At 67.7% G+C, this 24,120-nt stretch carries 22 protein-coding genes and 1 pseudogene; 7 read left to right on the top strand and 16 right to left on the bottom strand.

All coding sequences use genetic code 11. From position 1 onward, the window contains the following. Positions 1 to 46: 46 nt before the first annotated feature. The 8 genes from ABZ479_RS29720 to ABZ479_RS29685 all read right to left on the bottom strand — a co-directional run bounded on the left by ABZ479_RS29720 (position 47) and on the right by ABZ479_RS29685 (position 11,092). Complete coding sequence (locus ABZ479_RS29720) at positions 47 to 1,150, bottom strand: FAD-dependent monooxygenase (protein ID WP_500464430.1); 1,104 nt, start codon at positions 1,148 to 1,150, stop codon at positions 47 to 49. Between the two features lie 424 nt (positions 1,151 to 1,574). Beyond that, positions 1,575 to 2,675 carry an alpha/beta hydrolase gene (locus ABZ479_RS29715; protein WP_500464429.1) on the bottom strand — a complete coding sequence of 367 codons (1,101 nt, stop codon included), beginning with the start codon at positions 2,673 to 2,675 and terminating at the stop codon, positions 1,575 to 1,577. Positions 2,676 to 2,873: 198 nt separating this feature from the next. After that, positions 2,874 to 3,608, bottom strand: a complete 735-nt coding sequence (locus tag ABZ479_RS29710; protein ID WP_500464428.1) for an alpha/beta fold hydrolase — start codon at positions 3,606 to 3,608, stop codon at positions 2,874 to 2,876. Between the two features lie 118 nt (positions 3,609 to 3,726). Continuing rightward, a complete protein-coding gene (locus tag ABZ479_RS29705) occupies positions 3,727 to 6,378 on the bottom strand; it encodes a winged helix-turn-helix domain-containing protein (RefSeq protein WP_500464427.1) in 2,652 nt (883 codons plus the stop codon). Between the two features lie 497 nt (positions 6,379 to 6,875). Continuing rightward, positions 6,876 to 7,508 (bottom strand): SigE family RNA polymerase sigma factor, encoded by a 633-nt coding sequence (locus ABZ479_RS29700; protein WP_500464426.1) that lies wholly within the window; start codon positions 7,506 to 7,508, stop codon positions 6,876 to 6,878. 73 nt (positions 7,509 to 7,581) lie between these two features. After that, entirely contained in the window at positions 7,582 to 7,965 is a 384-nt protein-coding gene (locus tag ABZ479_RS29695; RefSeq protein ID WP_500464425.1) for a hypothetical protein, read from the bottom strand. A 544-nt stretch (positions 7,966 to 8,509) separates the two neighbouring features. Further along, on the bottom strand, positions 8,510 to 9,871 hold the full coding sequence (locus ABZ479_RS29690; RefSeq protein WP_500464424.1) for a SpoIIE family protein phosphatase: 1,362 nt from the start codon (positions 9,869 to 9,871) through the stop codon (positions 8,510 to 8,512). A gap of 816 nt (positions 9,872 to 10,687) precedes the next feature. Beyond that, positions 10,688 to 11,092, bottom strand: a complete 405-nt coding sequence (locus ABZ479_RS29685; RefSeq protein ID WP_354799635.1) for a RidA family protein — start codon at positions 11,090 to 11,092, stop codon at positions 10,688 to 10,690. A gap of 93 nt (positions 11,093 to 11,185) precedes the next feature. On the opposite strand from ABZ479_RS29685, the gene ABZ479_RS29680 reads away from it, so the two are divergent. Beyond that, on the top strand, positions 11,186 to 11,560 hold the full coding sequence (locus ABZ479_RS29680) for a winged helix-turn-helix transcriptional regulator (protein ID WP_354799637.1): 375 nt from the start codon (positions 11,186 to 11,188) through the stop codon (positions 11,558 to 11,560). 366 nt (positions 11,561 to 11,926) lie between these two features. Here ABZ479_RS29680 and ABZ479_RS29675 read toward each other — a convergent pair whose 3' ends face one another. From ABZ479_RS29675 to budC, 4 genes are all read right to left on the bottom strand, one after another. After that, positions 11,927 to 12,637, bottom strand: coding sequence for an alpha/beta fold hydrolase (locus ABZ479_RS29675; RefSeq protein ID WP_500464489.1), 711 nt, complete (start codon positions 12,635 to 12,637; stop codon positions 11,927 to 11,929). A 519-nt stretch (positions 12,638 to 13,156) separates the two neighbouring features. After that, the gene (locus ABZ479_RS29670; protein ID WP_354799641.1) at positions 13,157 to 13,897 is read right to left on the bottom strand and encodes an SDR family NAD(P)-dependent oxidoreductase; all 741 of its coding nucleotides are present in this window, start codon (positions 13,895 to 13,897) and stop codon (positions 13,157 to 13,159) included. Positions 13,898 to 13,988: 91 nt separating this feature from the next. Beyond that, a complete protein-coding gene (locus tag ABZ479_RS29665; RefSeq protein WP_500464423.1) occupies positions 13,989 to 14,639 on the bottom strand; it encodes a helix-turn-helix domain-containing protein in 651 nt (216 codons plus the stop codon). Positions 14,640 to 14,908: 269 nt separating this feature from the next. Continuing rightward, complete coding sequence (budC, locus tag ABZ479_RS29660; protein ID WP_500464422.1) at positions 14,909 to 15,679, bottom strand: meso-2,3-butanediol dehydrogenase; 771 nt, start codon at positions 15,677 to 15,679, stop codon at positions 14,909 to 14,911. A 138-nt stretch (positions 15,680 to 15,817) separates the two neighbouring features. On the opposite strand from budC, the gene ABZ479_RS29655 reads away from it, so the two are divergent. Further along, positions 15,818 to 16,768 carry a helix-turn-helix domain-containing protein gene (locus ABZ479_RS29655; RefSeq protein WP_500464421.1) on the top strand — a complete coding sequence of 317 codons (951 nt, stop codon included), beginning with the start codon at positions 15,818 to 15,820 and terminating at the stop codon, positions 16,766 to 16,768. A gap of 361 nt (positions 16,769 to 17,129) precedes the next feature. Here the strand turns inward: ABZ479_RS29655 and ABZ479_RS29650 are convergent, their stop codons facing one another. Next, positions 17,130 to 17,696: a DUF6233 domain-containing protein gene (locus tag ABZ479_RS29650; protein ID WP_500464420.1), complete on the bottom strand. Its 567-nt coding sequence runs from the start codon at positions 17,694 to 17,696 to the stop codon at positions 17,130 to 17,132. A 12-nt stretch (positions 17,697 to 17,708) separates the two neighbouring features. Continuing rightward, positions 17,709 to 18,734 (bottom strand): DNA polymerase Y family protein, encoded by a 1,026-nt coding sequence (locus tag ABZ479_RS29645; protein WP_500464419.1) that lies wholly within the window; start codon positions 18,732 to 18,734, stop codon positions 17,709 to 17,711. A gap of 161 nt (positions 18,735 to 18,895) precedes the next feature. Here ABZ479_RS29645 and ABZ479_RS29640 point away from each other — a divergent pair, with 161 nt between their 5' ends. The 3 genes from ABZ479_RS29640 to ABZ479_RS29630 all read left to right on the top strand — a co-directional run bounded on the left by ABZ479_RS29640 (position 18,896) and on the right by ABZ479_RS29630 (position 21,068). Further along, entirely contained in the window at positions 18,896 to 19,636 is a 741-nt protein-coding gene (locus ABZ479_RS29640) for an SOS response-associated peptidase (protein ID WP_500464488.1), read from the top strand. Between the two features lie 72 nt (positions 19,637 to 19,708). Further along, a complete protein-coding gene (locus ABZ479_RS29635) occupies positions 19,709 to 20,530 on the top strand; it encodes a hypothetical protein (protein ID WP_500464418.1) in 822 nt (273 codons plus the stop codon). A 13-nt stretch (positions 20,531 to 20,543) separates the two neighbouring features. Further along, the gene (locus tag ABZ479_RS29630) at positions 20,544 to 21,068 is read left to right on the top strand and encodes a ferredoxin (protein WP_500464417.1); all 525 of its coding nucleotides are present in this window, start codon (positions 20,544 to 20,546) and stop codon (positions 21,066 to 21,068) included. On the opposite strand, the gene ABZ479_RS29625 is transcribed toward ABZ479_RS29630, so the two are convergent. Then, positions 21,069 to 21,554, bottom strand: coding sequence for a hypothetical protein (locus ABZ479_RS29625; RefSeq protein ID WP_500464416.1), 486 nt, complete (start codon positions 21,552 to 21,554; stop codon positions 21,069 to 21,071). Between the two features lie 72 nt (positions 21,555 to 21,626). Beyond that, positions 21,627 to 21,905: a hypothetical protein gene (locus tag ABZ479_RS29620; RefSeq protein WP_500464415.1), complete on the bottom strand. Its 279-nt coding sequence runs from the start codon at positions 21,903 to 21,905 to the stop codon at positions 21,627 to 21,629. 173 nt (positions 21,906 to 22,078) lie between these two features. On the opposite strand from ABZ479_RS29620, the pseudogene ABZ479_RS29615 reads away from it, so the two are divergent. Together ABZ479_RS29615 and ABZ479_RS29610 are read left to right on the top strand one after the other, a co-directional pair. Then, a pseudogene (locus tag ABZ479_RS29615) lies at positions 22,079 to 23,327 on the top strand (IS3 family transposase). A 20-nt stretch (positions 23,328 to 23,347) separates the two neighbouring features. Beyond that, positions 23,348 to 24,120: IS630 family transposase (locus tag ABZ479_RS29610; RefSeq protein ID WP_500464414.1), on the top strand; the 773-nt coding region annotated here is incomplete at its 3' end.

Raw genomic sequence — 24,120 nt, 5'->3', positions numbered from 1 at the left:
GAGCGAGTGTCGACTACGCAGTCGGAGTTGGCCACTCTTCGGCTGGCTACGGCAGGGCGTGCAGGGGGGCGTGGTTGGCCTTGAAAAGACGCTCCCCAGCCCGGCGGAGAGTGAAGTTGCGCAGCGGTGTGGGCAGGTTGCGGGCTTTGTCACGGCGGTGGTTCTGGGCCACCACCCAGGCGACCCGCCCAGCGCGCCGGGCCTGGAATACGGCGAGGCTCGCGGTGAGATCAGGACCAGTTTCGAGCGTCTCGGCGAGCACCAGGGCATCCTCGAGAGCCATAGCGCCGCCCTGGGCCATGCTCGGGGAGAAGGCGTGGGCGGCATCGCCGATAAGGACAGCACCCGGGCGAGTCCAGACGGTGTTTTCACTCTCATGCAGCGCGGCGAAGTGCGCGTCTGCGCCCTGCTCCAGCAACCGCGGGACTGGACCGCTAAAGTCGGCGAAGAGCGCTCGCCAGTCACCGGTCGGAGCCGTCGTGACGGAGCTGTTGATGTCGGCGTAGCAGTAGACGCGGCCGGCACCGAGCTGAACGGTCAAGAACGTCCGGCCCTTGCCGCCTAGGCGCGCCGTCCAGTCCGTGAGGCCCGGTATCGCCGTGTCGTCGGCGATGAACCGCCAGCACAACTGGCCCAGAAAACGCGGTTCGGGGCCGCCGAAGAGGGAGCGTCGCACGGCGGAGTTGATGCCGTCTGCACCCACCACCAGGTCGTACGTGCCGGTAGCGCCGTCCGCGAAGGTCACGGTTCCGTCGTCGGCCACCGAGCTCACCTCGGTGCCGTGACGGACGACGGTGCTGTCGACGGCTGTACGCAGCACCTCGTGCAGATCGCCCCGGGTGATCGCCAGGCAGCGGCCGACATCGCCCCAGATCCGGCCCACCTCGAACTCGGCAAGTGGGCGTCCGCGGTGATCGTGGAGTTCCTGCCGCGCCACGGGCTCTGCGCGCTTGGCCACTTCGTCTCCCACGCCGATGCTCTCGAGCGTGCGGACGGCGTTCGCAGGAAGGTAGAGCCCGGCGCCGAGGGCCTGTCCGTCGTCGGCGCGGCGCTCGACGACGTCCACCGGAAATCCGCGGTCCAGCAGAGCTTTTGCCAGCGCCAGACCGGAGATTCCGGCCCCGACGATCAAGATGCGAGGCTTGTTCACAAGGTTTCCTTACCGACAACGGACAACGTGACAACCGACCTGAGCTGCGCGGACGCGTATCGCGAGGCAACCAGTCCGGAGACGACTCCTATCTTGCGTCACGCGCCAGGTGGCTCGATCAGCCCTGCACAGCCACAGCCACGACCTCCGCGAGCGCACGCCGGATCCGTCCCCCAGCGGCTCGAAGCCACGGAAGGGTGACCACATGCCGATCTCGCCCGAGAACCGCGACCGCACCCCGGCCGACGAGCCGGAGATCAGCAAGTGGATCGACAACGGTGGCGGGTGGCGGTGCGAGTGCGAAGGAGAGTGCGGGCGCGACAGCCGCGCCGGCTGGTGCCCCAACCGGCGCGGACAGCCCACGTACGGCACCGGCTCCGGCGTCGTCCTGACAACCGCAGACACGGCACGTGCGTCCTGGGATTCAGCCCCTCTTGACCGGATGTACGACCCGGACCTTGGAGGTGACCCCTGGCAGCGGCTGCTTGCCGGTGAGCACGTTCGTGGACGGCTTGTCGTCCTTCAGGTACCGCTCGTAGAAGGCGGTCGCGTAGGCGGTCAGTGCGCCTTGCTGGGTGTGTGGGGTGAGCTCCTGGCCGGGGCAGGTGCTGTCGTCGACGCCGGACGGGCTGGGCGGGGTCCAGTCGGCGTTGTAGTAGTTGTGGTTCGCGTTCTGCACGGACACCGAATACGCGGGCTCGTGGGTCTTGCCTTCCGCGTCGTCCAGGTACTCCTGTCCTGCCTCGTGGACCGCCCCGTCGCAGGTGCCGGTGACAACTGCGACGGGGACATGGGTGACGAGGGTGTCGCTGTGGTCACCCTCGGGGTCGTCAAACTTCACTGGGGCGAGTGCGAGCACGGCCGCTATGCGCACTCCGTCGGGTACCTCGGTGATGTGCTTGTCGGACGCTTCCCACATCACGCCCTTGCCGCCGCGCGAGTGACCCATGGTGCCGACCTGGTGCATGTTGACATGGCTCCTGAGCGCGGGCAGCCGGGGCGCCAGCGGTCCATTGCCGGCAGCGAGTTGCTTCCACAGGCGCAGATGCTCGTTGACGAGTCGGGCCCGGTCGCCGTAGTCGAACGAGGTCATGTTGATCCCGTTGGCGCTCAGCGAGACGGTGATGAATCCACGCTTGGCCAGTTGCTCGCCCAGGTAGTCGTGGCCGCGGTAGCTCGGCTCCGGGGTTCCCTTGTCGCAGGGCCAGGTCTGGGCGGTGGGATCGGTGCAGGCCAGCCAGGATCCGTGCGCCTGCACTACGAGCGGTAGCTGCCCGGACAGGTGCTTGGGGTAGTGGACCACCGCCCGTATCTCGCTGACGGTGCCGGTCTGCGGGTCGGTGAACGCGGTGTCCCCGAGGTCGTACTCGGCGGTGACCGTTGCGGCCCGGGCCGGGGCGGCGGCATTCGGCGTGCCGTCGGCGGGCACCGCGGCGTGGGTGCTGGAGGCCAGGGCGCAGGCGGCCAGGACAAGGGCGCTGACGAGGGACTTGCGCGCGGTGCTGTGGGGGGCGGTTCGGGGCACTCTTGACTCCAAGCTTCGGTACGTCCCGGTGCTCCGGAGGCCCTTGAGGGGCCTCCGGAGCACCTTCTGGGCCTCGTTGGCGGCCCGCCGCCCCGGGGGAAGGGGCCGGGTTCGCTGCCACACGGAGATGGATGAAGGCCGGCGGGCGGGTTTCCTCCGTGGCCCGCGCGTTCCTCCTGTTCGTTCAGCCGGTACTGCTTACTGGCGGGATGCCAGAGCGCTGATGAGGGCGTCGGCCACGACGGCCGGCTCAGTCAGCAGCGTCATGTGGTTGCCCGGGATGATGGTGGGCTCGACGCCGAGCCGAGCCGCGAGCTCGGCGGCGGGCCGGGCCAGGGCGATGTCGTCGGCGCACTGCACAAAGGCCGCGTCCAGTCCGATCTTCGTGACCGGGGGCACGTCGAGGCTGTCCGTCATATAACCGCCCGGCTGCGGCAGCAGCAGTTCGCTGACCAGCTTCTGGAGCGGCGCGGGGTCTCCGGGCATGAGCACGCCCTCGACCGCGTCGAGGCCGGCGGGAACGGTGCCATGAGGGGACGCTGCGATGGCTTGCCGAATGACCGCGGCGTACTGCTCGTTCTCATCGATCATCGGCCTGCCCTGCTCGGGGACCGCTGCGGCGAAGTAGATCACCTTTGCCACGCGGTCCGCGAGCCGGTGGGCCGCGCCGGTGATCGGGTATCCGCCCCAGCTGTGGCCGACCAGGACAATCTCGGTGAGATTGCGGCTCTCGACTTCGCTCACCACGTGGTTGACCGCGTCGTCCAGCCGGAGCCCGGCTGGCGAGCCGTCGTAGGCCAGTCCGGGCATGGTCAGCGCCAGAGTCGGGTAGCCCCGCTCGGTGAGTTGGCGAGCCACCGGGTACCAGCTCCAGGCTCCCAGCCATGCGCCGGGGACGAGGACGAAGGTTTGCGTGGGCGTGCTGGCAGTCAAGTTCAAACTCTCTATCTCTAACGATGGGCGCTCGGGCCAGGAAGCGGCGTGCGCGGCCGAGGCGGTGTGTTGATGGGGATGGTGCGCTCGCCTCGCCGCAAATTACGGTCCGGTCGGGTTATCGAGCGTCACCCGATCCGGGTGATAGCGCGGCGGCGCTCGCCGGCAGTGTCCGGGTGGCGGGTGCAAGCAGGCCCAGGTCGCGGGCTCGGGCGACGGCTTCGGCGCGGCGGTGGGCGCCGAGCTTGGCGTACAGGTGGCGCACGTGCACTTTGACGGTGTTGGGCGAGACATTGAGCTGGCTGGCGATGTCCGTCGTGGTCAGGTTGGTCGGGAGGTAGCGCAGTACCCGCAGCTCGCTTCGGCTCAGGGGCTCGGTGAGCGGCCGCGGTCCGGTGGTCGACGGCGCGGGCTGGTGGCCGGCGAGCAGGCTGAGGATCTCGGCGATCAGGGCGGCGTGGGTGGTGCGGTGCGCGGGGAGGTCCTCCAGCAGTTCCGGCACCGGGTGCAGGAGGAACCACAGCAGCACTCCGTCGGGTTCGGCCAGGTCCAGCGCGCGCTCCAGAGCGTGGGCGGCGGCGCGGTGGTCACCGAGCGCGGTACGGGCGATGGCCTCCAGTAGGAAGGCCTGGGCCAGCCAGCCCGGCCAGGGCAGGTGTGCGGAGCCGTCCAGCACCGGCGCGAGCGCGGCGACTGCCGCCTGCGGATCGTCTTGGGCCAGTCGCAGGGTTGCAAGGCCCAGACGCATCTGCCCGCCATCGCGGTCCTGGTCGCGGAGGCCGGCCAGGACCTGCTCGGCGCGGTCGGTCTCACCGAGGCGGACCAGGGTCTGCACGAGGAAGGACCGGTTCCCGTGGACCATCAGGTTCGGTTCGGTCAGGCGCTCAGCTATCTGGTCGGCAGCTTGGAAGGCGGCCAGCGCGTCGGCGTCCCGGCCGCGCGCCAGCGCCAGCACTCCGCGCAGGGAGCGGATCGCCAGCGCGTCCGCGGGCTCCGTCTCCGCCCGGAGTGTGCGCTCGGCCTGCTGCATCCAGGGTTCGCCCTCCTCCGGCCGCCCCTGCCAGGCCAGGATGGTCCCGACGTTCGTGCTCGCCAGGCCGAAAGCTGGCCCTTCGGCCCAGCCGTGCCGTTCGGCCAGCTCGGCCGCCTTCCTGCTGTTCTCCAGTGCCAACGGGATCGATCGGAAGAACTCGAGAGCGGCCTGGTAAACAAGGCCGGTGAACTCCAGGTAGGGCCGCCCGATCCGGCGCGCGAGCGCGACGCCCTGCTCCAGGTGCCGCACGGCCTCGGGGAACCTGGCCATCCAGAACTCGGTGCTGCCCAGGCTGATCAGCGCCAGCGCGCGCAACTCCTCACTCAGGCCGGGCTGCGTCGTCTTGGCCGCCTCCGCCGCGTCCTGCAGCCGCTGCGCCTGCTCGGTCACCGCCGACAGGCTTCCGTGCCAGCGGGCGATCAGCAGCCGGACGATCCCCACCAGCAGCTGCGCCTGCCCGGGCCGACTCTCCGACGCCAGCGCCCGCTCCGCCAGGGACAGGTACTGTTCCGCCGCTGCCGGCGACCCGCCGGCCAGCTCGTCGGCCGCGGCCACCGCCGCCAGCTCCGGGTCCGCCGTGCGGGACTCGGTGGGGAATCCGGCGAGAAGCTCGTGGATGACGGCGGTCTTCCCGTCCAGGTACAGGCCGGGCCACTGGTCGGCGAGCAGTCTGGCAGCCGGCCTCCAGTCCCGTGCGGCTTGGGCGTGCCGAATCGCTTCCACCGCCATGCCCCGGCCTGCCAGCCAGTCGGCGGCGGCCTGGTGCAGTGCGGCGACCTCGCCGGGGTGGGTGCGCCGCAGTTGGAGCTGCAGCAGGTCCGCGAACATCTGGTGATAGCGGAACCAGGTTCGCGAGGTGTCCAGCGAGACCACGAACGCGTTCGCGGCTTCCAGGTCCTGCAGCACCCGCTCTCCGTCCTCGCCCCCGGTCAGCAGGTTCGCGAGCTCGCCGTGGACCCGCTCCAGGATGCTGGTGCGCAGCAGCAGCTCCCGCACCTGCTCACTCTGCCGCTCCAGCACCTCAGCCAGAAGGTACTCGGCCACCGTCCGCTCACTGCCGGAGAACTCGGCCGCCAGCCGGTGGTCCGGAGCCGCGTGCCCCGCCAGGGACAGCGCGGCCAGCCGCAACCCCGCTGCCCAGCCCTCGGTCCGCGCGTGCAGCACTGCAACCGCAGGCCCGGGCAGCGCCAGCCCCGCCGCTCTGAGCAGCTCCTCGGTTTCGGCCAGGGTGAACCGCAGATCCGGATCGCGGATCTCGGCGAGCTCACCTTCCAGCCGCAGTCGGTGCAGGCCCAGGCCCACGTCGTGCCGCGCGGCCAACACAAAACGCAGCTGAGGCGACGCCCGCATGATGAGCAGTTGCAGTTGCTGCAGCGCCTCCGGGTCCAGCTCGTGCACGTCGTCGATCACCAGGTAGATCCGGTCCTGCAGCGGCGCCAGGTCCGCGAGCAGCCGCTCCACAATCGCCCACCCGTCCAGGTCCGGAGCCGCAGTGAGGCTCCCGACCAGCGCAGAGCCCGCCGTAGTCCGGCGCAACGCATCCACGACACCAAGCCAGAAGCGCTGCGGATCCCGCTCATCCCGGCCCACCGGCACCCACGCCGCGTATTCGGCCAGGCCCGCCGCGGACAGCCACGAACGCAGCAGCATCGTCTTGCCGCTCCCCGCCGACGCCGACACCGTCGTCACCCGGGCCGCCCCGCCCAGCCGCCCGAACAGCGCCGGGCGAGCAACCACCGCTCCCGCACCGGTACCCGCTGCTTGCGTGGATGCGGCACCTGCCTCGCTAGACCTCATGGGAACCGATTCTTCCGTTCTGCCCGGGGGACACAGAACTGTCGTCTGCCCAGAGCCTGTCTTTCGGGTCAGGCCGGCCCTGCTCCACAACCTCACGGCCGGCCTCGTTACGGCGCTTCGCTACCTGTAGGGAACGGACGCGACGGCGGAGGGCACGGGGGGCGGGGCGGTGGGGCTGGGGGTGACGGTGGGGGTGGACTGTTGTGCCGGCGGTGCCGGGCGAGAGTGGTCCGAGGTGGTGGAGGACAGCAGGAGAACGACGGCGGCGGCAGCCGCGGCGGCGGCCGCGCCGGCGACCGCCAGCACGCGCCTGATCCGGCGTGTCCCCCAGGCTCTGCCGGTAGGAGGGCGGCCCGGTGACAGGTCGTGGGCGTTGATGAGCCGCCCACGCGCTTCGAGCGCGGCACGCAGCCGTACCTCGATCGGCGCCTGATCACTCATCGGTCTCCCTCCAAAAGCTTCTCCAGAGTGGCAAGCGCGCGGCTCGCGGTCGACTTGACGGTCCCACGGGACACGCCGAGAGATTCGGCGATCTGCGCCTCACTCAGGTCGGACCAGTAACGCAAGACCAGTACCTCGCGCTGACGCTCGGTGAGCCGGGCCAGCGCGTCGAGGACCTCCTTGTGCTCCTCGGCGAGCAGCAACAGTTCGTCAACCGGCGCCCCTGGACCCTGGTAGGGCGGGATGTAGGCGCGTGCGGTGCGTCGCCTGCGCAGCACGGAGCGGGCGGCGTTGACCACCGTGGTGTGGAGATAGGCCTGCGCGTCCTGAAGGTTGTCCAGTTGTTCGCCGTGCCGCCGGCAGACGGCGGCGAAGGCGTCCTGGACGACATCCTCGGCGGTGTGCCGGTCGCGCACCAGGAACGCCGCCAGCCGAACCATGTCCACGCGTCGGGTCCGGTACAGATCGGCCAGCGTGGGAGAGCCCTCGTCGTCGTCCCGTCCAACCGTCGAATGCAGGTGCCGGAACCGTCGGCCGGGAAGCGGTGCGTCCGGCGCCGGAGAAGGCGTTGTCCGGGTGCGGCGCAGGAGCCGGGTCCACCAGGGCAGGGCAGGGATGGTGAGCTGCATCGTCCTCGTTCACATCAAGGGGTACGGCGGGGCCGGCTCCAGACCGGCCCCGCCATGCCTTTAAATCGGCGGCTCAGCGACCGGCGTGGCCCGGGAAGGGCTTGCCGTTCTCGTCACCCGGCACCGCAACCACCGGGTCGGTGTCACCGGAAGCCGGCTTCACCACAGTGGTCTGCTTGGCCCCGGTGGACGGGACAGGCTTCGGGAACGGCTTGCCGTTCTCGTCACCCGGCACCGCAACCACCGGGTCGGTGTCGCCCGAGGTCGGCTTGCCCGGGGTGGACGGGACGGGCTTCGGCGCCGAAGCCGACGTGCCCGGCTTGGCAGGGGTGGCATGGACGGTGGTGGCCGCCTGAGCGGCGATGCCGCCGCCCGCCACGAGGGCGAGACCGGCAACCGACCCCAGCACCCAGGAGCGCAGGGCTCCGTTCGCCTTCTTGGAGCGAATGTGTCGCATGGGAAATGACTCCAAAGAGTTCAGAGACAACACGGATGGTCAGGCAGCACGAGGGCCAGAAATCCCGTCCCTGTAACCGCCTTTCACCCCACCCGACGTGCGGCCCCACCCGAGGTTGTCGCGACTCGCGAAAAAACCGGAGCCTTCGTGAGGCCGGCCGAGAGCATCTACACGTGGACAGCGGTGAGGCCCTGAGCGGGGCCGTCCGCGCTCCGCGTAATCGCTTCACCACCACCTACGGCGCCCTCGCCTGCCCGGCCCCCGAACAGCACACCTGCATTGCTGAGGTCGGGTGGTCAGGAGGCGTGTGCAGGCACGCGGAGCCCAGTCGACGCACTGCCGGTCGTTCTCACAGAGGCGCTCCCCGCGGTGTTTCATCACAACCCCCGCTGCCAGTGAGTGCGGGGCGCGCGAGGACGCGCTGTCTGGGCACCACGAGTACGCGGTGGCCTGGTCGATGTGCAGGAGGACGCCCAGGGACGTGGAGGGGTGGTCGCTGCTTCTGGTATGAGCGTTGGTCCACACAGCCAAGGGAGATAAGGCTTTAACAGCGCGCCCAGTCGATTACTCCCGGCAAAGTCTGTTCAGACCAAATAACTTTACCGTCTGACGTGTAGCGAGTTCCGTAACGAGTGGAAAGCTGAGCCACGAGGAACAGTCCGCGCCCGCCTTCATCTGTAGTGAGCGCGCGGCGCATCCGGGGATGGATACTGGAGCCGTCGGATACTTCACAGAACAGAGACTGGTCCAAGATCAGCCGCAACTCGACAGGCCCCGCAGTGTACCGAATGGCGTTCGTCACCAGCTCGCTGACAATGAGTTCGGTGGAAAACGAAAGCTCAGGCAAATTCCACTCTTCAATCTGAGCCGCCACCTCATTGCGCACAGGAGCTACTGCTGCCGGATCTCTAGGGACGTCCCAATGTGCATAATGGGCGTCTGTCGAGCAGGTGGCAGCGATAAGCAGTGCGATATCGTCCGTGGGGCGGCCGTCAACCATCGCGTCCAGTACGGCGCCGCACATTTCGTCGGGCGGCAGGGCTGCTTTCGCTGCCAGGACGTCTGCCAGACGAGAAATACCGACATCAAGGTCTTGGTGCCGTTTCTCAATCAGACCATCGGTGTAGAGAACGATTTTACTACCGGCGGGCACGGCCAACTCGACTGTTTCAAACGGCCGATATGCCAGGCCGAGCGGGAGGCCCGGGGGCGGGTCGGGTAGGCGCACGCTGCCATCGGGGAGGACCAGCAAGGGTGGCGGGTGACCCGCCCGAGTGAAGGTGCACATACGGGTGGTTGGGTTGTAGACGGCATAAAGGCATGTGGCAGATTCGTCGACGCCGAGACGCGCGACGAAGTCGCAAAGATGGCTTACTAGTTCCTCAGGAGGGGAATCGGAACTGGCAAAATTTCGAACGGTCGTCCGCAATTGGTTCATGGTGATTGCGGCATGTATGCCGTGGCCGACTACGTCACCGACGACCAGAGCCACGCGAGCGCCAGACAGGGGAATTATGTCGTACCAATCGCCTCCTGCTCCAGTCTGAGCAGGTAGATAGCGGGATGCGGCATCGACAGCATTCTGCTCGGGCGGTTCCTGCGGCAGAAAGCCGCGTTGCATCGATTCGACCAACAGGTGGTCATGTGTATAGCGGCTGGCATTGTCGACCTTGAGGGCGGTGCGGCTCACCAACTCCTCAGCTAGCACGAGATCAGCATCACCGAATGGCTGGGCACGCCAGAAAGCGACCACGCCAAGGGTCTTCCCGCGTGTCTTCATTGGCACGGCAAGCAGAAAGTAGGCGTCCTCATCGAGGGTCTTCCCCTCACCGGCAGCCTTGCGGTCATCCGTAGCAGTAGAAGATTTTTCGAAACTGGATGCCCTAACAGGCATCCCGGAAAGCATGCAGCGGGCGTGCGGACTGTCGGGGGCGTAGTCGAGGCAATCGCCGACTGAGCAGAGGTACGGGGCAGGACAATTCCCGTGGAACGCGGCTCGCAGTAGGTGCGTCGTTCCCAGATCCGGCTCGTCCCCTCGCGCTACGGCGTTCGAAACGTCGACGGTTGCGCAATCCGCGAAGGCTGGCACGGATACCTCGGTGAGTTCCTGAGCCGTCTGCGTAATGTCGAGTGAGGTGCCGATCTCGGAGGCGGCTCTTGCGAGCAAAGCGACGCGGCTGTCAACGGGTAGATCACGGCTGCGGTCTCTGGGAAGGCGACCGCGGCTGCTGCTTTGAGTAGTCATTAAATGCCTCTCAGTGACAGGCGCGATGGCGCGTGCACTGGACATTCCTCGCGTTTAGACAAAATACCTTCATCTTGTCGCTGGCGCCTGGCCGAAGCTCCTACTCGCCGCTCTCGCTGTGGCAGTAGGTTGCCGTTGCCGAAAGGCTGCCAGACGAGGAACTACCCTCGGTGATCGAGGCGCTGCGCACGCCCTCTCGCCCCTATGGCGCGGACACGACCGTGACGAGTGTGGACGCCGAGCCGGAAACCGCGGCTTGCGGCACGTGCCGGCCGGCCATCCCGAGGCCAGAGCCTGGGTCTGGAAGCCGCTGGGCCACGGGATGGAGCCGGCTCGGCAGCCTCGGCCTCATCTCGTGCCCGGCCGGTTCGTCCCTCGTCATCATGGATGAGCACGGCCGGCACGTCCGGTTGCAGGTGCGGCCCTGGGCGATCCACCGCGCAATGCGCATGATCACACCAGGGCCGCACCAGGGCTTCAGGCGGGCAGCTTCATGTCGATGATGAAGCTGATCTCGATGACCTGGTCGGGGAAGCCCAGGTCGGGGACACCCAGGATCGTGCTGACCGGGCGGTGGTCGCCGAAGTAGTTCACGTTGGCCTGCGCCGTCGCCTCGAAGTTCTCCCGCAGGTTCACCACGTACAGAACCTGCGAGACGATCTGGTTCCGGGTGGCGCCGTAGTGGGCCAGGACCTTGTCCATCCAGGCATAGGTCTGCTTGAGCTGGGCGACGGTGTCGCCCGCGTGGAGGAACTCGCCCTCCTCGCTGAAGGAAAGCTGCCCCGAGACGTGGACCAGGTCGTCGGACTTGATCGCCTGCGAGTAGCCGAAGCTGCTCTCCACCGGGATGTTGTGGTTGAAGACGTCAAGGGTGGTGCTCATGGGTCGCGCCTTTCTCTCTTGTGGATTCTCAGGAACTGTAAGAGAGTGAGGCTTGACCTGCAAGAACGCACTTTTTCGAGACTGAGGAACCTGATGGTAACCACCTCGCCTGTACCCAAGGACGCCGACCTGCGGCGAGCGGACTCCCTCGCGCGAGAGATCTTCTCGGACATCGCCAACAAGTGGGCGCTCCTGATCATCGACGTGCTTGGCAAGCGCACTATGCGCTTCAGCGAACTGCGCAACGAGGTCGAGGGCGTCAGCCACAAGATGCTCACCCAGAACCTGCGCACGCTGGAGCGCGATGGCCTGGTCCACCGGAAGGTGCATCCCACCGTCCCGCCGCGAGTGGACTACTCCCTCACCGAGCCCGGCCTTGGCCTGCTCGTCGCGTGCGACGCGATATGCGGCTGGACCCAGCAGAACTACAGCTACATCCAGAGTGCACGCGCCCGTTTTGACGGCTGACGGCACCTCAAGGCTGTTCCGGGGCATGCACGCCGGGTCCGACCTGGGAAGGCGGGCGCGTCAGCGTGACCGATCTGCGGGGGCCGCCGGCCTCCATGCCGCCCCTTGCCGCGTGCCCGGGCGAACCTACTCGGTAGGGGCGCGGGCCGACGTGGCCCTGCCCGGAAGGACGGCGCGCCGGGCCTCGACAGGGAGAGGCCCGGCGCTGTCCGGAGCGACGTAAAGGGGAGTGTGCCGTCCCACTCTTCAGCTTCAGCAGGGTCATGTGTCCGCCGGGCACTCTTCGCGGCTCGACGCCAAGGCGGGCGGCAAACTCGGCTCCTGGACCAGATGGGAAGAGGAGGACCTCCGCATCGGAAGGGTCGCTCAGGCGAGCTTGAGCAGGAGATCGGTCAGTTCGGCCGGCATGGTGACCATGCAGTCGTGTCCGGTGGGCAGCTCCCATACTTGAGTGGGAGCAGAGTCGGCCTGCGCAGGCGGGCGGTTCCGGCTGTCCGGCGGTGCGCCTGCCGTGCAGTGAATGTACGTACGCGGGATGTCGGCGGTCGTGTTGCCGAGTCGGACGGGCTGCTGGAAGCAGAGCACGGACTCATCCGACAGAATCGTACGCAGCCAGGCTCGGTCTGCGGCGTCTGTCACACCAAACAGGTTGTCGGGCTGTTCCGGCAGCGGCGCGAGCCGCCACGGCTCGCCGGTTCCCGCGGCGTGATCGATCAGCAACTGGGCTGCGGGGATGATGTCGATCGCACTCTGGCCGTCCTTGGGGTCCATGGCGTCCAGGTAAACCAAGTGGCCTATCCGCTCGGGCACCCTGGCCGCGACCGAAGAGATGATCAGGCCTGCGTAGCTGTGTCCGACCAGTACGACATTCCACAGGTTCTGATCGGTGATCACCTGGACGATGTCGTCGACGTGCGTGTACAGCCCTACCTCCGGGCCGAGAAGGTGCGAGCGGTCCCCGTGGCCAGTGAGCGACGGGGCGAACACCCGGTGTCCCGCGCCGGTGATCAGCGGTGTGACACGTTGCCAGATCTCGCCGCTGTGCCAGGCGCCGTGAACCAACAGATAGGTGGACAATGTGTTCCTCTCGGCAGAGATTTCGTCGAGCCGTTTGCCGATCGCCGTGATGCTCCGCCCCATGTCGCCCTACGGAGCACATCAGCAGCAGATCGACGCAGCGGCGCACCGCTAGGTGCACCAACGGCCATTGGCCTGTTCATGGCGGGCCAGGGAAGTGGAGGCGGACGCCTCGATGGTCGGTGAAGCAGGGGGCGGTGAGGTTCCGCCCCCTTGCCTTGCGGGGATCAGCGGCGACGCAGCGACGGGTCGAGCGGCGCAGACAGGGTGTCGTTGGTTGAAGGCGGTGCGGCCGGTGGTGACCTCCCGGCTCTCGCGGACGGCTTCGACGAGGAGAGGCCCGGCGCCGTCCGGAGCGGCATGCGGGGGGCATGCCGTCCCAATCTCCAGCACCGGGTCTCCTCGACTCTGATCAGAAGAAGTCGGGCATGAAAGTTGCGATCTCTTCGGGGTGGTTCAGCCCCATCCACGCTCCCGGAACCAGGACGAATGCCGGCTCATCCACGGTGCACTTTCCATTCAAAGGCTTTGGCCTCCGGAGAGGTCGATGATCGCGCCGGTCGTCCACTGGAAGGCATCGGAGAGGATGGCGGGAACAGCGGAGGTGATGTCGTCCGGCGTGGCGATTCGGCCTTGGGCTATCGTGTGGGCCGCAAGCTGCTGTACCTCCGGCGAGCGCATGATGCCTCCGCCGAAGTCGGTCAGAACTGCCCCTCCCATGAGGGTGTTGACTCGGATGGACCGCTCGGCCAGCTCCACGGCTTGGTAGCGGGTCAGAACCTCGATCGCCCCCTTGCTTGCGGCATAAGCGGACATACCTGGGACGACACCCCGTGTCAGAGCGGTCGACACGTTGAGTACGCGGCCACCATCGTTGATCAGGGGCAGCAGCGCCTGGGTGAGGAAGAACGGGGCCTTGAGATTGATCCGGACCAGTTCGTCGAACTGATCCGGGGTGGTTGTCGCGTAGGGAGCGTAGGTGCCGATGCCGGCATTGTTGACCAGGTAGTCGAAGGTCTCCACGCCGAAGCTGTTCTGCAGCGTGCTCCGTACGGTGGTGACGAAGTCCGCGAACGTGTCGGTGCGGGTGACGTCGAGCTGGCAGAAGACCAGGTCCGGTCCAGCAGCCTCGGCGGCTGCGCGCTCACTGGTGAAGTAGGTGCCCAGAACTGCGACACCCGAGCGCCTCAGGTGTTCTGCCATGCCCCTACCCAGTCCGCGGCCAGCGCCGGTGACCAGGGCAATCTTCCGGTCCGTCATGAGGATTCCTCCATCGATAGATTGGTCTCCCACGGTGAAGGAAACTTCCGGCCCAAACGGGATGTTGTCCGCTGGACGGACAACCGTAGGGTCACAGCGCAGAGAGCTTGCCTTCCAAGGCGACGGCGGCTCGGTGAACCGGCGCTGCGAACCTCTCCGCAGGCCGCAGTGGCGTGGTGGCGATCTGAAGTGACGCCCGCCGCCCATCGGGCAGGCCGACCGGCACGGCATAGCACGTCAAACCCGCGAGCACGTCCTGGTCGTCGATCGCGGCACCAAACGGCCGCCGCCGGGCCGCCGGGAGAGGGCCGGGAGCCAGGACCATCGCGGCCGCGGTAGACCCGGGCATCCGCGCCCCACTGCGCGCGTCTATCGGCAGCGTCTCGCTGCCCGGAACCATCTCCAGAGCCACGAAAAAGTCCTCCGACGGCACAACCAGAGAGACCGCAGCACCGGTCTCCTCCCGAAGACTCTGGATGACCCGTGAAGCCGCAGCCCGTAGACCCGATAGCGGCTCCACCTGCTGCGCTAGGCCCAGCAGCGAGGCCGAAAGAGTCCAGTGGCCGTCAACCCACGTCACTGCGCCAGAGTCGCGCAGTTGACTGAGCAGCCGGTGCACCGTGGGACGAGGCAGCCCAGTCAGGTCCGCCAGACGCGCCACCTGATGCTCTCGCCCGGCTTGGGGAAGAGCCCGCAGCACGCGAAACGCACCGTCAACGACACTGCGCGGCTTCCGCTGCACAGCCAACTCCTGTCTCTACCGCGACTACGCTCGAGGGCACGGACAAGCAGACTCCACAGCGTCCCGTTCCACGCGATGCGCGGTACGGGGCGTGTGGAAACCGCCTAGTTCGCGCGGTGGGGCCGGACACTCGGCGCTTACTCGCACCGTGAGCAGCGCCGACCGCCCCCTTGCTCATCCTCGTGGCCGGAGCCCCGGCATACATCCGAGCCGGAGCCGGGCGAGACCCCGGTCGGCGGCCCTTCCAGGGCCGCGGGGAGAGGATGCTGTCAGATCTCGATACGAGGCTGACCGTTCGAGGCGGTCAAGCCACCGTCGACCGGTATCTGCACCCCCGTCACGTACCGCGCATCGGGGCCGGCCAGGAACGCAATGACTGCGGCAACCTCGTCGGGTTCAGCGGCCCGGCCGAAGGGAATTCGCTCCGTGAACGACTTCACCAGAGGCATCTCGGGCGTAGCATCGGCGGTGATCCCGGTGTTCAGTGTGAACCCGGGGTGAACAGCATTGATCCGCACCTCGGGGGCGTGGTCCAGCGCCATGGCGCGGGTCAGATTGACTACCGCACCCTTGGCCGCGTTGTAGGCGGCCATACCGTAGTCCCCGCCGAGCCCGCTGGCCGAGCCGACGTTGACGATCGAACCTCGTGCAGCACGCAGATGCGGCATCGCCACCCGGCTGGTGTAGTACACCGCGTCGAGGTTGATCGCCATCGTCGCACGCCACTGATCCGACGGGAGACCTTCGACCGTTCCCATGGACGGTGCGCCGGCGTTGTTGACCAATACGTCGATGCGCCCCAGATCGGCGATGACAGACGAGATCAGTGCATCAACTTCGTCCGGCACGGTGAGATCGGCAGTACGGGGAAGCACTCTGGCACCGGCCGGCGCGGCCGCGGCAGTGCGCAACAGTTTGTCATGCGTCCGGCCGACTACTACGACGGTTGCTCCGTCCCGGGAGAACCGGTGCGCTGCGGCGGCGCCGATGCCCTCACCCGCACCGGTGATCACAACAACCTGGTCAGTGAAAACACTCACTTTTTGGTCCACTCATATGCTGACATAGCCGCACGGGTCCGCCCGGCTTGTCCACAGTAGGAAGGGTGATGGCCTGTAGGCTCGAACGGTAGTGCCAGGGGGATAGAACCTCAGCGCCACGATGGAAGCGGGAAGACTATGGGCGCGGCCAACAAGGCGTTCGCCGCGGATGTCACCTCCCAGCACGCCCCGGCTCATGCCTTCAGCCTCTTCCGGAGGCGTTGGTCGGACCAGGTTGCGGAGACGTATCCCGCACCCGTGTTCACCCCAGGCCGTTCGGGTGACTTCCGGATCCGCGTCCGCGCCGTGAAGGCCGGCGATTCTGTGATCGCCGACGTGCGCAGCGAATCGCTCGTCGGTACTAACGAGGCTCTCACCACAGACAGCGACGGCCAGGTGCTCATGCATGTGGTGCGGCGGAACGTCTGGCGGTTCGTTCGACCTCGCGATTCCGAACTGGCAGTTTCGGCACACCACTTCATGCTTCAACGCAGCGGCCCGCCCACCTCGGAGATCGCGAAAGACACCGCGGCAACGGTGCTGATCCTGCCTTCGTCTGATCTCGGACCCCAGATCAAGGACAGGCTGGTCATCGGGTCGGCGGCATCGGCCGAGATGCGGCTCCTTCTCGCCCACGTGCACCTGCTCGGCGAGTCGGTCGGAGAGCTCTCGCCCTCCGGCGTTCAGGTTGCCGACCAAGCGCTGGTCGTACTGGTCCAGGGTGTACTGAACCGCCAGACCGATACTGCCGAGCCCCTACTCAGCCCGACCCTGGCCCAAGCTGCGAAACTCCTTGCGGATTCCCGGCTCGCCGAGCCCGACCTGTCACCATCAATGCTGGCCCGTGAACTCCACGTCTCTGTGCGAACGTTGCACCGCGCCTTCGCTTCCGAAGAGCAAACCGCCGCCCAGTACATCCGCCAACGTCGACTCGAACGGGCCCGACTGGACCTGCTGGCGTCTGCAGGACGGCCAAACACCACCGAAATAGCCGCCCACTGGTGCTTCGCCGACGCCAGCCACTTCACCCGGGCCTTCAAGAACCAGTACGGCCAGACGCCCACCGAGTTCGCACGCTGTCAGTCGTGAACAGCACCCGCAGGCAGCCCCCGAGACACGATCTGGGTAACGGTTCTACGACCTGCCCGTAGGGGCTCGACCATGTGATCCGTCGACCCGAACGCCGAAGTTGGCTCGGTATCACCGGCGGCAGATCAGGTGTCTATCACCGCCTGGCAAGGCGGCGGGCGCGGACTGGGAACGGCAATAGCCCGCCCGCCCTTCAGGTCGCGTCTCGTCTGCCCGACGACGACGTCGCCATGCTGGTGTCGCCGTCTCCCTCGATCATCCGCGCAAACCCGTTGCGGGTCGCCTACTTGTCGGCGGCAAGGCGCGCCAAGCGGCCGCAGCGGCAGTGAGGTCGCCACCGAATAGGACCACAGGTCGGCGCTCATCGGGAGCCGGGATAAGCCCCGAATTTGAATTTCATTGAACTCGAAAAACCGCAAAATGCATTTTTGGCGCTGCAACGCGGGGTCCGACCCGAGGCGGCGACGCTCACGCGGCCATCGCCCGATGCACAGGTCGGTAACGGCCCCACTGGTGGGTCCGGGCGACACAGACGGCACAGCTCCACCGCCGCCCGGGCCGCATGGCCTGAGGCCTCCTCCAGGGTGAGGTCCTCGCCGTTGTCGATCCAACAGTCCCTTCGGTGCAGGATGCGGCCTGGCGGTTGGCCGGCCGCGGTGGGTAGATGCTGCAGCCGCCACCCGGGAGCAGGTCCGGACACCCAGGGTTGATCGCCGGTCTTCACCTCGTACGCCTGCTCCCCGGCGCGGCGCAACTGCTCCACGGTGTGGGCCTCAACGATCTGCAGCCAAGCCGGATCGACGGGCAGATCCGGATAGAGCGGGACGGATGCGTTTCGCCTGCTCCCGGAGCCGGGCGAGCAGGCGGATGAGATGGTCCTGGATGACCTGGAGCTCGTCTGGATCGGTGGGCAGGTCCTCGTACACATCACTCGCCCGGGTCAGGCGCTGCGCCAACGGTGGGCGAGCGGCGCCCACGTGACCGTGCCGGGGCCGAACCTCGCGTTGAGCTGGTCGACGACGGGGTCCAGGAGGTGGCCGGCCTCGCGCTCGGCATCGAGACTCAGCTGCACCGAGGCCGCCTCGGCGCCGCCCAGTCGCTCGGCGCGGACGGAGATGCCCCGCACTCGGGCTCGCTGCAGCCCCATGCGCTCGAACAGCTGCGTCGCGGCGCTGCGCAGGTCGTCGGTGAAGGCGGTGGCCTCTCGCAAGGTCAGAGACCTGTTCACGCTGCTGCCACCGGCGAAACCCACCCCCAGCGTGAGCACGCGTGCGACTTGGCCGCGCTCGCGCAGCTGGTGCGCGACGTCCACGACGGCGTCGAGGATCTCCCGGCCGATGACGGTCGGGTCGAGGGTGTCGACGTCCAGACCTCGCAGGACGCTGATGGTTTGGGGCAGCGCGGTCGCGACCACCGGCCGCGGGTCGATGCCGCGGGCCCGTTCATGGACCAGCCGAGTCTGCCCCCGGCTCTCAAGGACCCGCTGGAGGGTTTCCGCCGGCAGGCGCGCCACCTGCCCGACGGTGCGCAAGCCATAGCGCTCCAGGGTCGCGGCCTGCACCGGCCCGACCCCGTACAGCTCACCGATCGGCAGTGGATCAAGGAAGGCCCTCACGGCCCGATGGTCGTCCGGGACGACGCGGATACCCCCGCGGTCCGGGCGGGCGGATGCCATCGCCGCCACCGCCCAGGAGTTGGCCACACCCACCTGGACGGGAAGTCCCAGCGCTTCGAGCGCGCGGGTCCTGATCCGCACCGCGAGCTCGTAGGGGGTGCGGTCCCAGTAGCGCGTGGCGCCGGCTACGTCGGCGAGTGCCGCAGCCGGCGGCAGCGGCTGTACCACCGGCGTGACGTCCCCCAGCAGCGCGAGCATCTCCCGGTAGGGGGGCTCGGGAAGTCGGCGGTCGGCCACCCGCACGTGCAGAACGTGCGCGCCCTGCTCGGCGCGATGTGTGTCTTCATTCATGGTCACCGCCTCCCTCACACTCATATTCGCACATATTTTCGAATCAGGGCTAGCGGCGGGTCAGCGATCCACCCTCACGGGTGAACGCGGGGAACGTGCAGGTGACAGCGTTGGACCAGGCCCGGCATGGCTACTGGTGGCGGCGTGGGAGGCTGGTGGGCATGTGCGGCCGTTACGTCTCCACCCGACGCCCCGAGGACTTGGTGCAGCAGTTCCGGGTCACCGAATGGAACCCGGAAGCCCTTGTGGCGCCGAGCTGGAACGTCGCCCCGACGGACAGCGTCTGGTCGGTCCTGGAGGGCGTCGACCGGGAGACCGGTGCGCTGGAGCGGCGGTTGCTGCCGCTGCGGTGGGGGCTGGTCCCGTCCTGGGCCAAGGATCCCGCGGTCGGGTCCAGGATGATCAACGCCCGGATGGAGACGGTCCACGAGAAGCCGGCCTACCGCCGGGCGTTCAGCCGGCGCCGCTGCCTGCTGCCGGCCGACGGCTTCTACGAGTGGGTGCCCGTCCCGGCCACCGAGGAGCGCAAGGCCTTCAAGCAGCCCTACTTCATCGGCCCCGAGCAGCAGGGCCAGGGCATGGCCTTCGCGGGGCTGTACGAGTGGTGGCGGAACAAGGAGGTCGCCGGTGACGACGACCCGGGCGCCTGGCTGGCCACGTGCACGATCATCACCACCGAGGCCACCGACGCCGCCGGCCGGGTCCACCCCCGGATGCCGCTGACCATCGCGGCCGCCGACTACGATGCCTGGCTCGACCCCGAGCACCAGGACCCGGAGGAACTGCGCGCGCTCCTGACCGCGCCGGCCGACGGCCACCTGGCCGTCCGCGCCGTCGGCACGGCGGTGAACAGCGTCCGCAACAACGGCCCCCATCTGCTGGACGCCGTGGCTCTTACCTGAGGAGCGCTATCAGGGGTCGTCGGTGCCGAAACTGCCTGGCTTCTCCAACCTGCGACTCGCTAACCTCCGGCCATGTCGGAACATGCGTCGTGGGAAGCCCGCCTGGGCCGAATGAAAAGCGCCGTCGAACTGTGGGCGCAACGCACCAGCGGGGACGACAACGGGCCAGCACGGGTGGAGCCGAGCAGCAGCCTGGCCGGGGACGACAAGTTGTTCCCGGATCATCCCGTGTCCAGCGTGGCCTGGCACGGACTGATCACTGCGGTGGAGCACCTGGACTTTGCCCTGACCGCCCTGGCCAAGACCCAGACGCTCTATCCAGCGGCCTACTTCACGACCCTGCGAGCCGGTCTGCTGGGCGCCGCCCAAGCTGTCTGGGTACTGGATCCGCATGGGCGGAAGGAACGGCAGATGCGCGCCCTCGCGGCCGCCGCGACGAACTACACCGAGCAGCGGAAGGCGATCGGCGCGCTCTCACCGACCACCCCGGAGCAGGCGGCGGAGCTCAGCGCGCTCCGCGACAAGCTGTCGAACCGCCTGAACGAGGTCGCGGCAGCTGCGGAGTCGATCGGCTGTGACCCGGCCAAGGCGCGCAAGCTCTCGCTTGTGGCCACAGACGTGATCAAGAGAGCTGCGTCAGCGGCTCTGGCTGGCACGCCGGAGCAGGAGTACGCCATGTACTTGTGGCGGATAGGCAGCGGCCACGTCCACGGACATCCCTACACCCGCTACCTCCAGCTGCGGACGGGTGACCTCACAACGGACGCGGACGGCCGCCTCTGGGGCCGAAACACCGCCACGATCACCGAAGTCGGCCTGGCTGCGTCAGCGGTCGTCCTCATCACCGGGCGCGCATGGGCGCTTTACGACCAGCGCCGGAGTAACCAGCTCTAGCTAGAGTCGGCAGATGACCCTCTACTTCGACCCCGTCCCACTTCTCGGCGACGACCGTAAGGCGTTCCGCGGGCGTTGGAAGGACCGTATGTGGCTCAACGTTCCCGGCCCTTTCTATGGCGCCGAGACCGACAACTGCTGGACGGGCCGACTGCACGCGCCCTGTCACGTCCTCTACGGGGGCGAGTACATGACGGAGTACGTCTACCGGCAGCCCCGGACGCCGGACGAGCTGGCGCGGCTCGTCGAAGCCGCGGACCTCGACCCCGTCCTCGGGTACGCCTGCGACGGCGACGCACACTGGACCGTCGAGTCCGTCCGGGAGTGGTGGCGCGAGCGCGGCCGGATCACCTCATACCTGTCGGCCGGGGAACGCCGCTGGGAAGAGGCGGACTGGGCCGGACAGGGCCTTGCCGCCTCCGTCGCCGACTACGCGGCGTACATCGAGGACGGGCTTGCGGCGGACCTGCGGGTCTACCTTCACTGGCTGGAAGAGGGGGTCTCGCCCACTCCCGGCGACCTGCTGCCGCAGCTCTAGCTAGGCGGCAGATCGGCGCTCCATGGCGCGCTGGCGGCTGGTCGGAGAGCGTTCCATCCCGGGCCGGGCATACCCGCGGCGGCGGGCCTTGATGTGCTCGCACACCCGCTCGCGGCGGGTGAAGGCAGTTCCGAGCGCTGCCTGAAGGGTCGGGAAGAACAGCTCGCCGTCCTCAAACCGGTTGGTGGTCGACCAGGAGTAGGTCTCGCACCCGCGTATCGCCCACTTCACCATCCGCGTGGCGTACCCCTGACGGGTCCACTCCCCGGTGACGCGAATCTTGGCGATGAGCCCGTGCCGGCACTCGTGGCAGATCCTGAAGTGCAGCACGGCGAAGTCGTAGCCGGAGCGCTCGCAGACCTTGACCATCTGGTGTCCGGCATCGGCCTCGCACGGGTAGTAGAGCCAGAACTCGCTGCGCCAGGGGCGCAGCAGTGTGGCCACCTTCCACTTCCAGTCAGTGAACCCGTCCGACGACGGTGCCATGAACCCTCCCCCTGTCTCGTTGCGACGGAGCGCCAGGCCGGGTTGCGGTTCGACCTCGGCGACGTCGGGTGATCATTCTGCTGCTGGTTCCTGACCGGGCAAGTGTCTGCCGAGATAGCGCTGGGCCGGCCGCCCTTTGGCTATGCGCAATCGCACGGTGGCGTGTCCAGTCCTCTCAAACTCCTCTCGCGCGTCGCTCATGTTGAGCACCTTGTCGACCACCACGGAGTCGACGCAGGGTCCGAGGTCGACTTGATGGAGGCCGAACGAGAGCAGCATGCCTTCGTAGGCGGCCGCGAGCGCGAAGGTGTCGCTCGCGGCCAGCAGGGTGAGAGCCTCTTCCCCGGTCACGCCGATGGCGACGGTCGTGCCTCGCAGGTCGATCGTCTCGCCGCGTAGTAGGGCAACGGCGTCCCGTACGTCGCGGGCATCGCGCAGCGTGTAGTCGTCCGGGGTCGGGAAGAACTGGTTGGTTGAACCGTTCCGGGTTCGGTGGGGACTCGATTGTTTGAGAGGATCGAGTCATGGCACGTCCTTCCCCGTACCCGCTTGAGTTGCGCCGTCGTGCGGTGCGGATGGTCGCCGAGGTGCGGCCCGACTACGACACCGAGTGGGCCGCGATGAAAGCCGTCGCGGCCAAGCTCGGCATCGGCACGACCGAGACGCTGCGCAAGTGGGTCCGCCAGGACGAGATCGATGCCGGCACCCGGCCGGGGACGACAACGGATGAGTCCGCGCAGGTCAAGGCGATGAAGAAGGAGATCGCCGAGCTGAAGCGGGCAAATGAGATCCTCAAGGCCGCCGCGAGTTTCTTCGCGGCCGAGCTCGACCGGCCACACACGCGCTCGTAGCGTTCATCGACGAGCACCGGGACCGCTTCGGCGGCGTCGAGCCGATCTGCCGTGTTCTGACCGACCACGACTGCAAGATCGCCCCGTCCACCTACTACGCCCACCACAAACGCCAGGCCACGCCTGCGGCCCGCACCCTGCGGGACACTGAACTGAAGATCCTTATCCAGGAGGCGTACGACGCCAACTACCGCGTCTACGGAGCCAGAAAGATCTGGCGACACCTGAACCGCCAGGGGCATGACGTTGCCCGCTGCACCGTCGAACGCCTCATGCGCGACCTCGGCATCACCGGCGCCTCCGCGGGAAAAAGGTGATCACCACCATCTGCGATCCGTCCGCGCCCAGGGCACCGGACCTGGTCGACCGCGACTTCGTCGCCGGCGCACCGAACCGCTGCTGGGTCGCCGACTTCACGCACGTCGCGACGTTCTCCGGGGTCGTCTACGTCGCCTTCGTCGTGGACACCTTCTCCCGCCGGATCGTCGGCTGGTCCGCCTCGACCACCAAGCAGACCCGGCTCGTCCTGGACGCCCTGGACATGGGACTGTGGCAGCGCGACCGGGACCAATACCCGCCCATTCCAGGTGAGTTGGTGCATCACTCTGACGCCGGGGCGCAATACACGTCCTTCGCGCTGGCTGAGCATCTGGAGCAGGCCGGCATCGCCGCCTCGATCGGCTCGGTTGGCGACGCTTACGACAATGCGCTGATGGAATCCGCCATCGGGCTGTTCAAGACCGAGGTGATCAAGCCGCAACGACCCTGGCGGTCCCTGGCACAGGTCGAACTGGCCACCGCCGAGTGGACCGACTGGTACAACCACACCAGACTCCACGGAGAGATAGGCCACATCCCACCCGCTGAATACGAAGCCCGCCACTACTGTCCTGAGTCGTTGTTTCGCTGCGTAAGTCGGTGATGGTTCGGCATGATGGCCGGATGGCGAGGACGGGACGGCCGAAGGCTGAGCTGGTACTGAGCGACGATGAGCGCGAGACGTTGACCCGCTGGGCCAGGCGCCGGACGTCTTCGCAGGCCCTGGCCCTGCGGTGCCGGATCGTTCTGGAGTGCGCGAGCGGGGCGTCGAACAAGGACGTGGCTGCCCTGCTGGATGTGGAGGCGCATACCGTCAGCCGGTGGCGGGGTCGGTTCGTGCGTGACCGGCTGGAGGGGTTGGTGGACGAGTCCCGCCCTGGTGCCCCGCGGAAGATCACCGATGAGCAGGTCGAAAAAGTGATCGTCAAGACGCTGGAGACCACCCCGAAGAACGCCACGCACTGGTCGACGCGTTCGATGGCCGCCGAGGCGGGCCTGTCGCAGTCGGCCGTCTCCCGGATCTGGCGGACCTTCGGTCTCAAGCCGCACCTGGTGGACACCTTCAAGCTGTCCAAGGATCCGCAGTTCATCGAGAAGGTCCGTGACGTGGTCGGGCTGTATCTGGCGCCGCCCGAGCATGCGCTGGTGCTGTGCGTGGACGAGAAGACCCAGATCCAGGCCTTGGACCGGTCCGCGCCGGTGCTGCCGATGATGCCGGGGATGCCCGAGCGCCGCACCCACGATTACGTGCGTGGAGGGGTCACCACGCTGTTTGCCGCACTGAACACAGCCACTGGTGAAGTGATCGGGCAGATTCATCGCCGGCACCGGGCGGTGGAGTTCAAGAAGTTCCTCGCCCGCATCGACCGCGAGGTGCCGGCCGAGCTGGACGTCCA

It is taken from the genome of Streptomyces sp. NPDC005722 (assembly GCF_040630935.1).
GTDB lineage: Bacteria > Actinomycetota > Actinomycetes > Streptomycetales > Streptomycetaceae > Actinacidiphila.
This window is presented reverse-complemented; position numbering and strand designations above follow the sequence as displayed.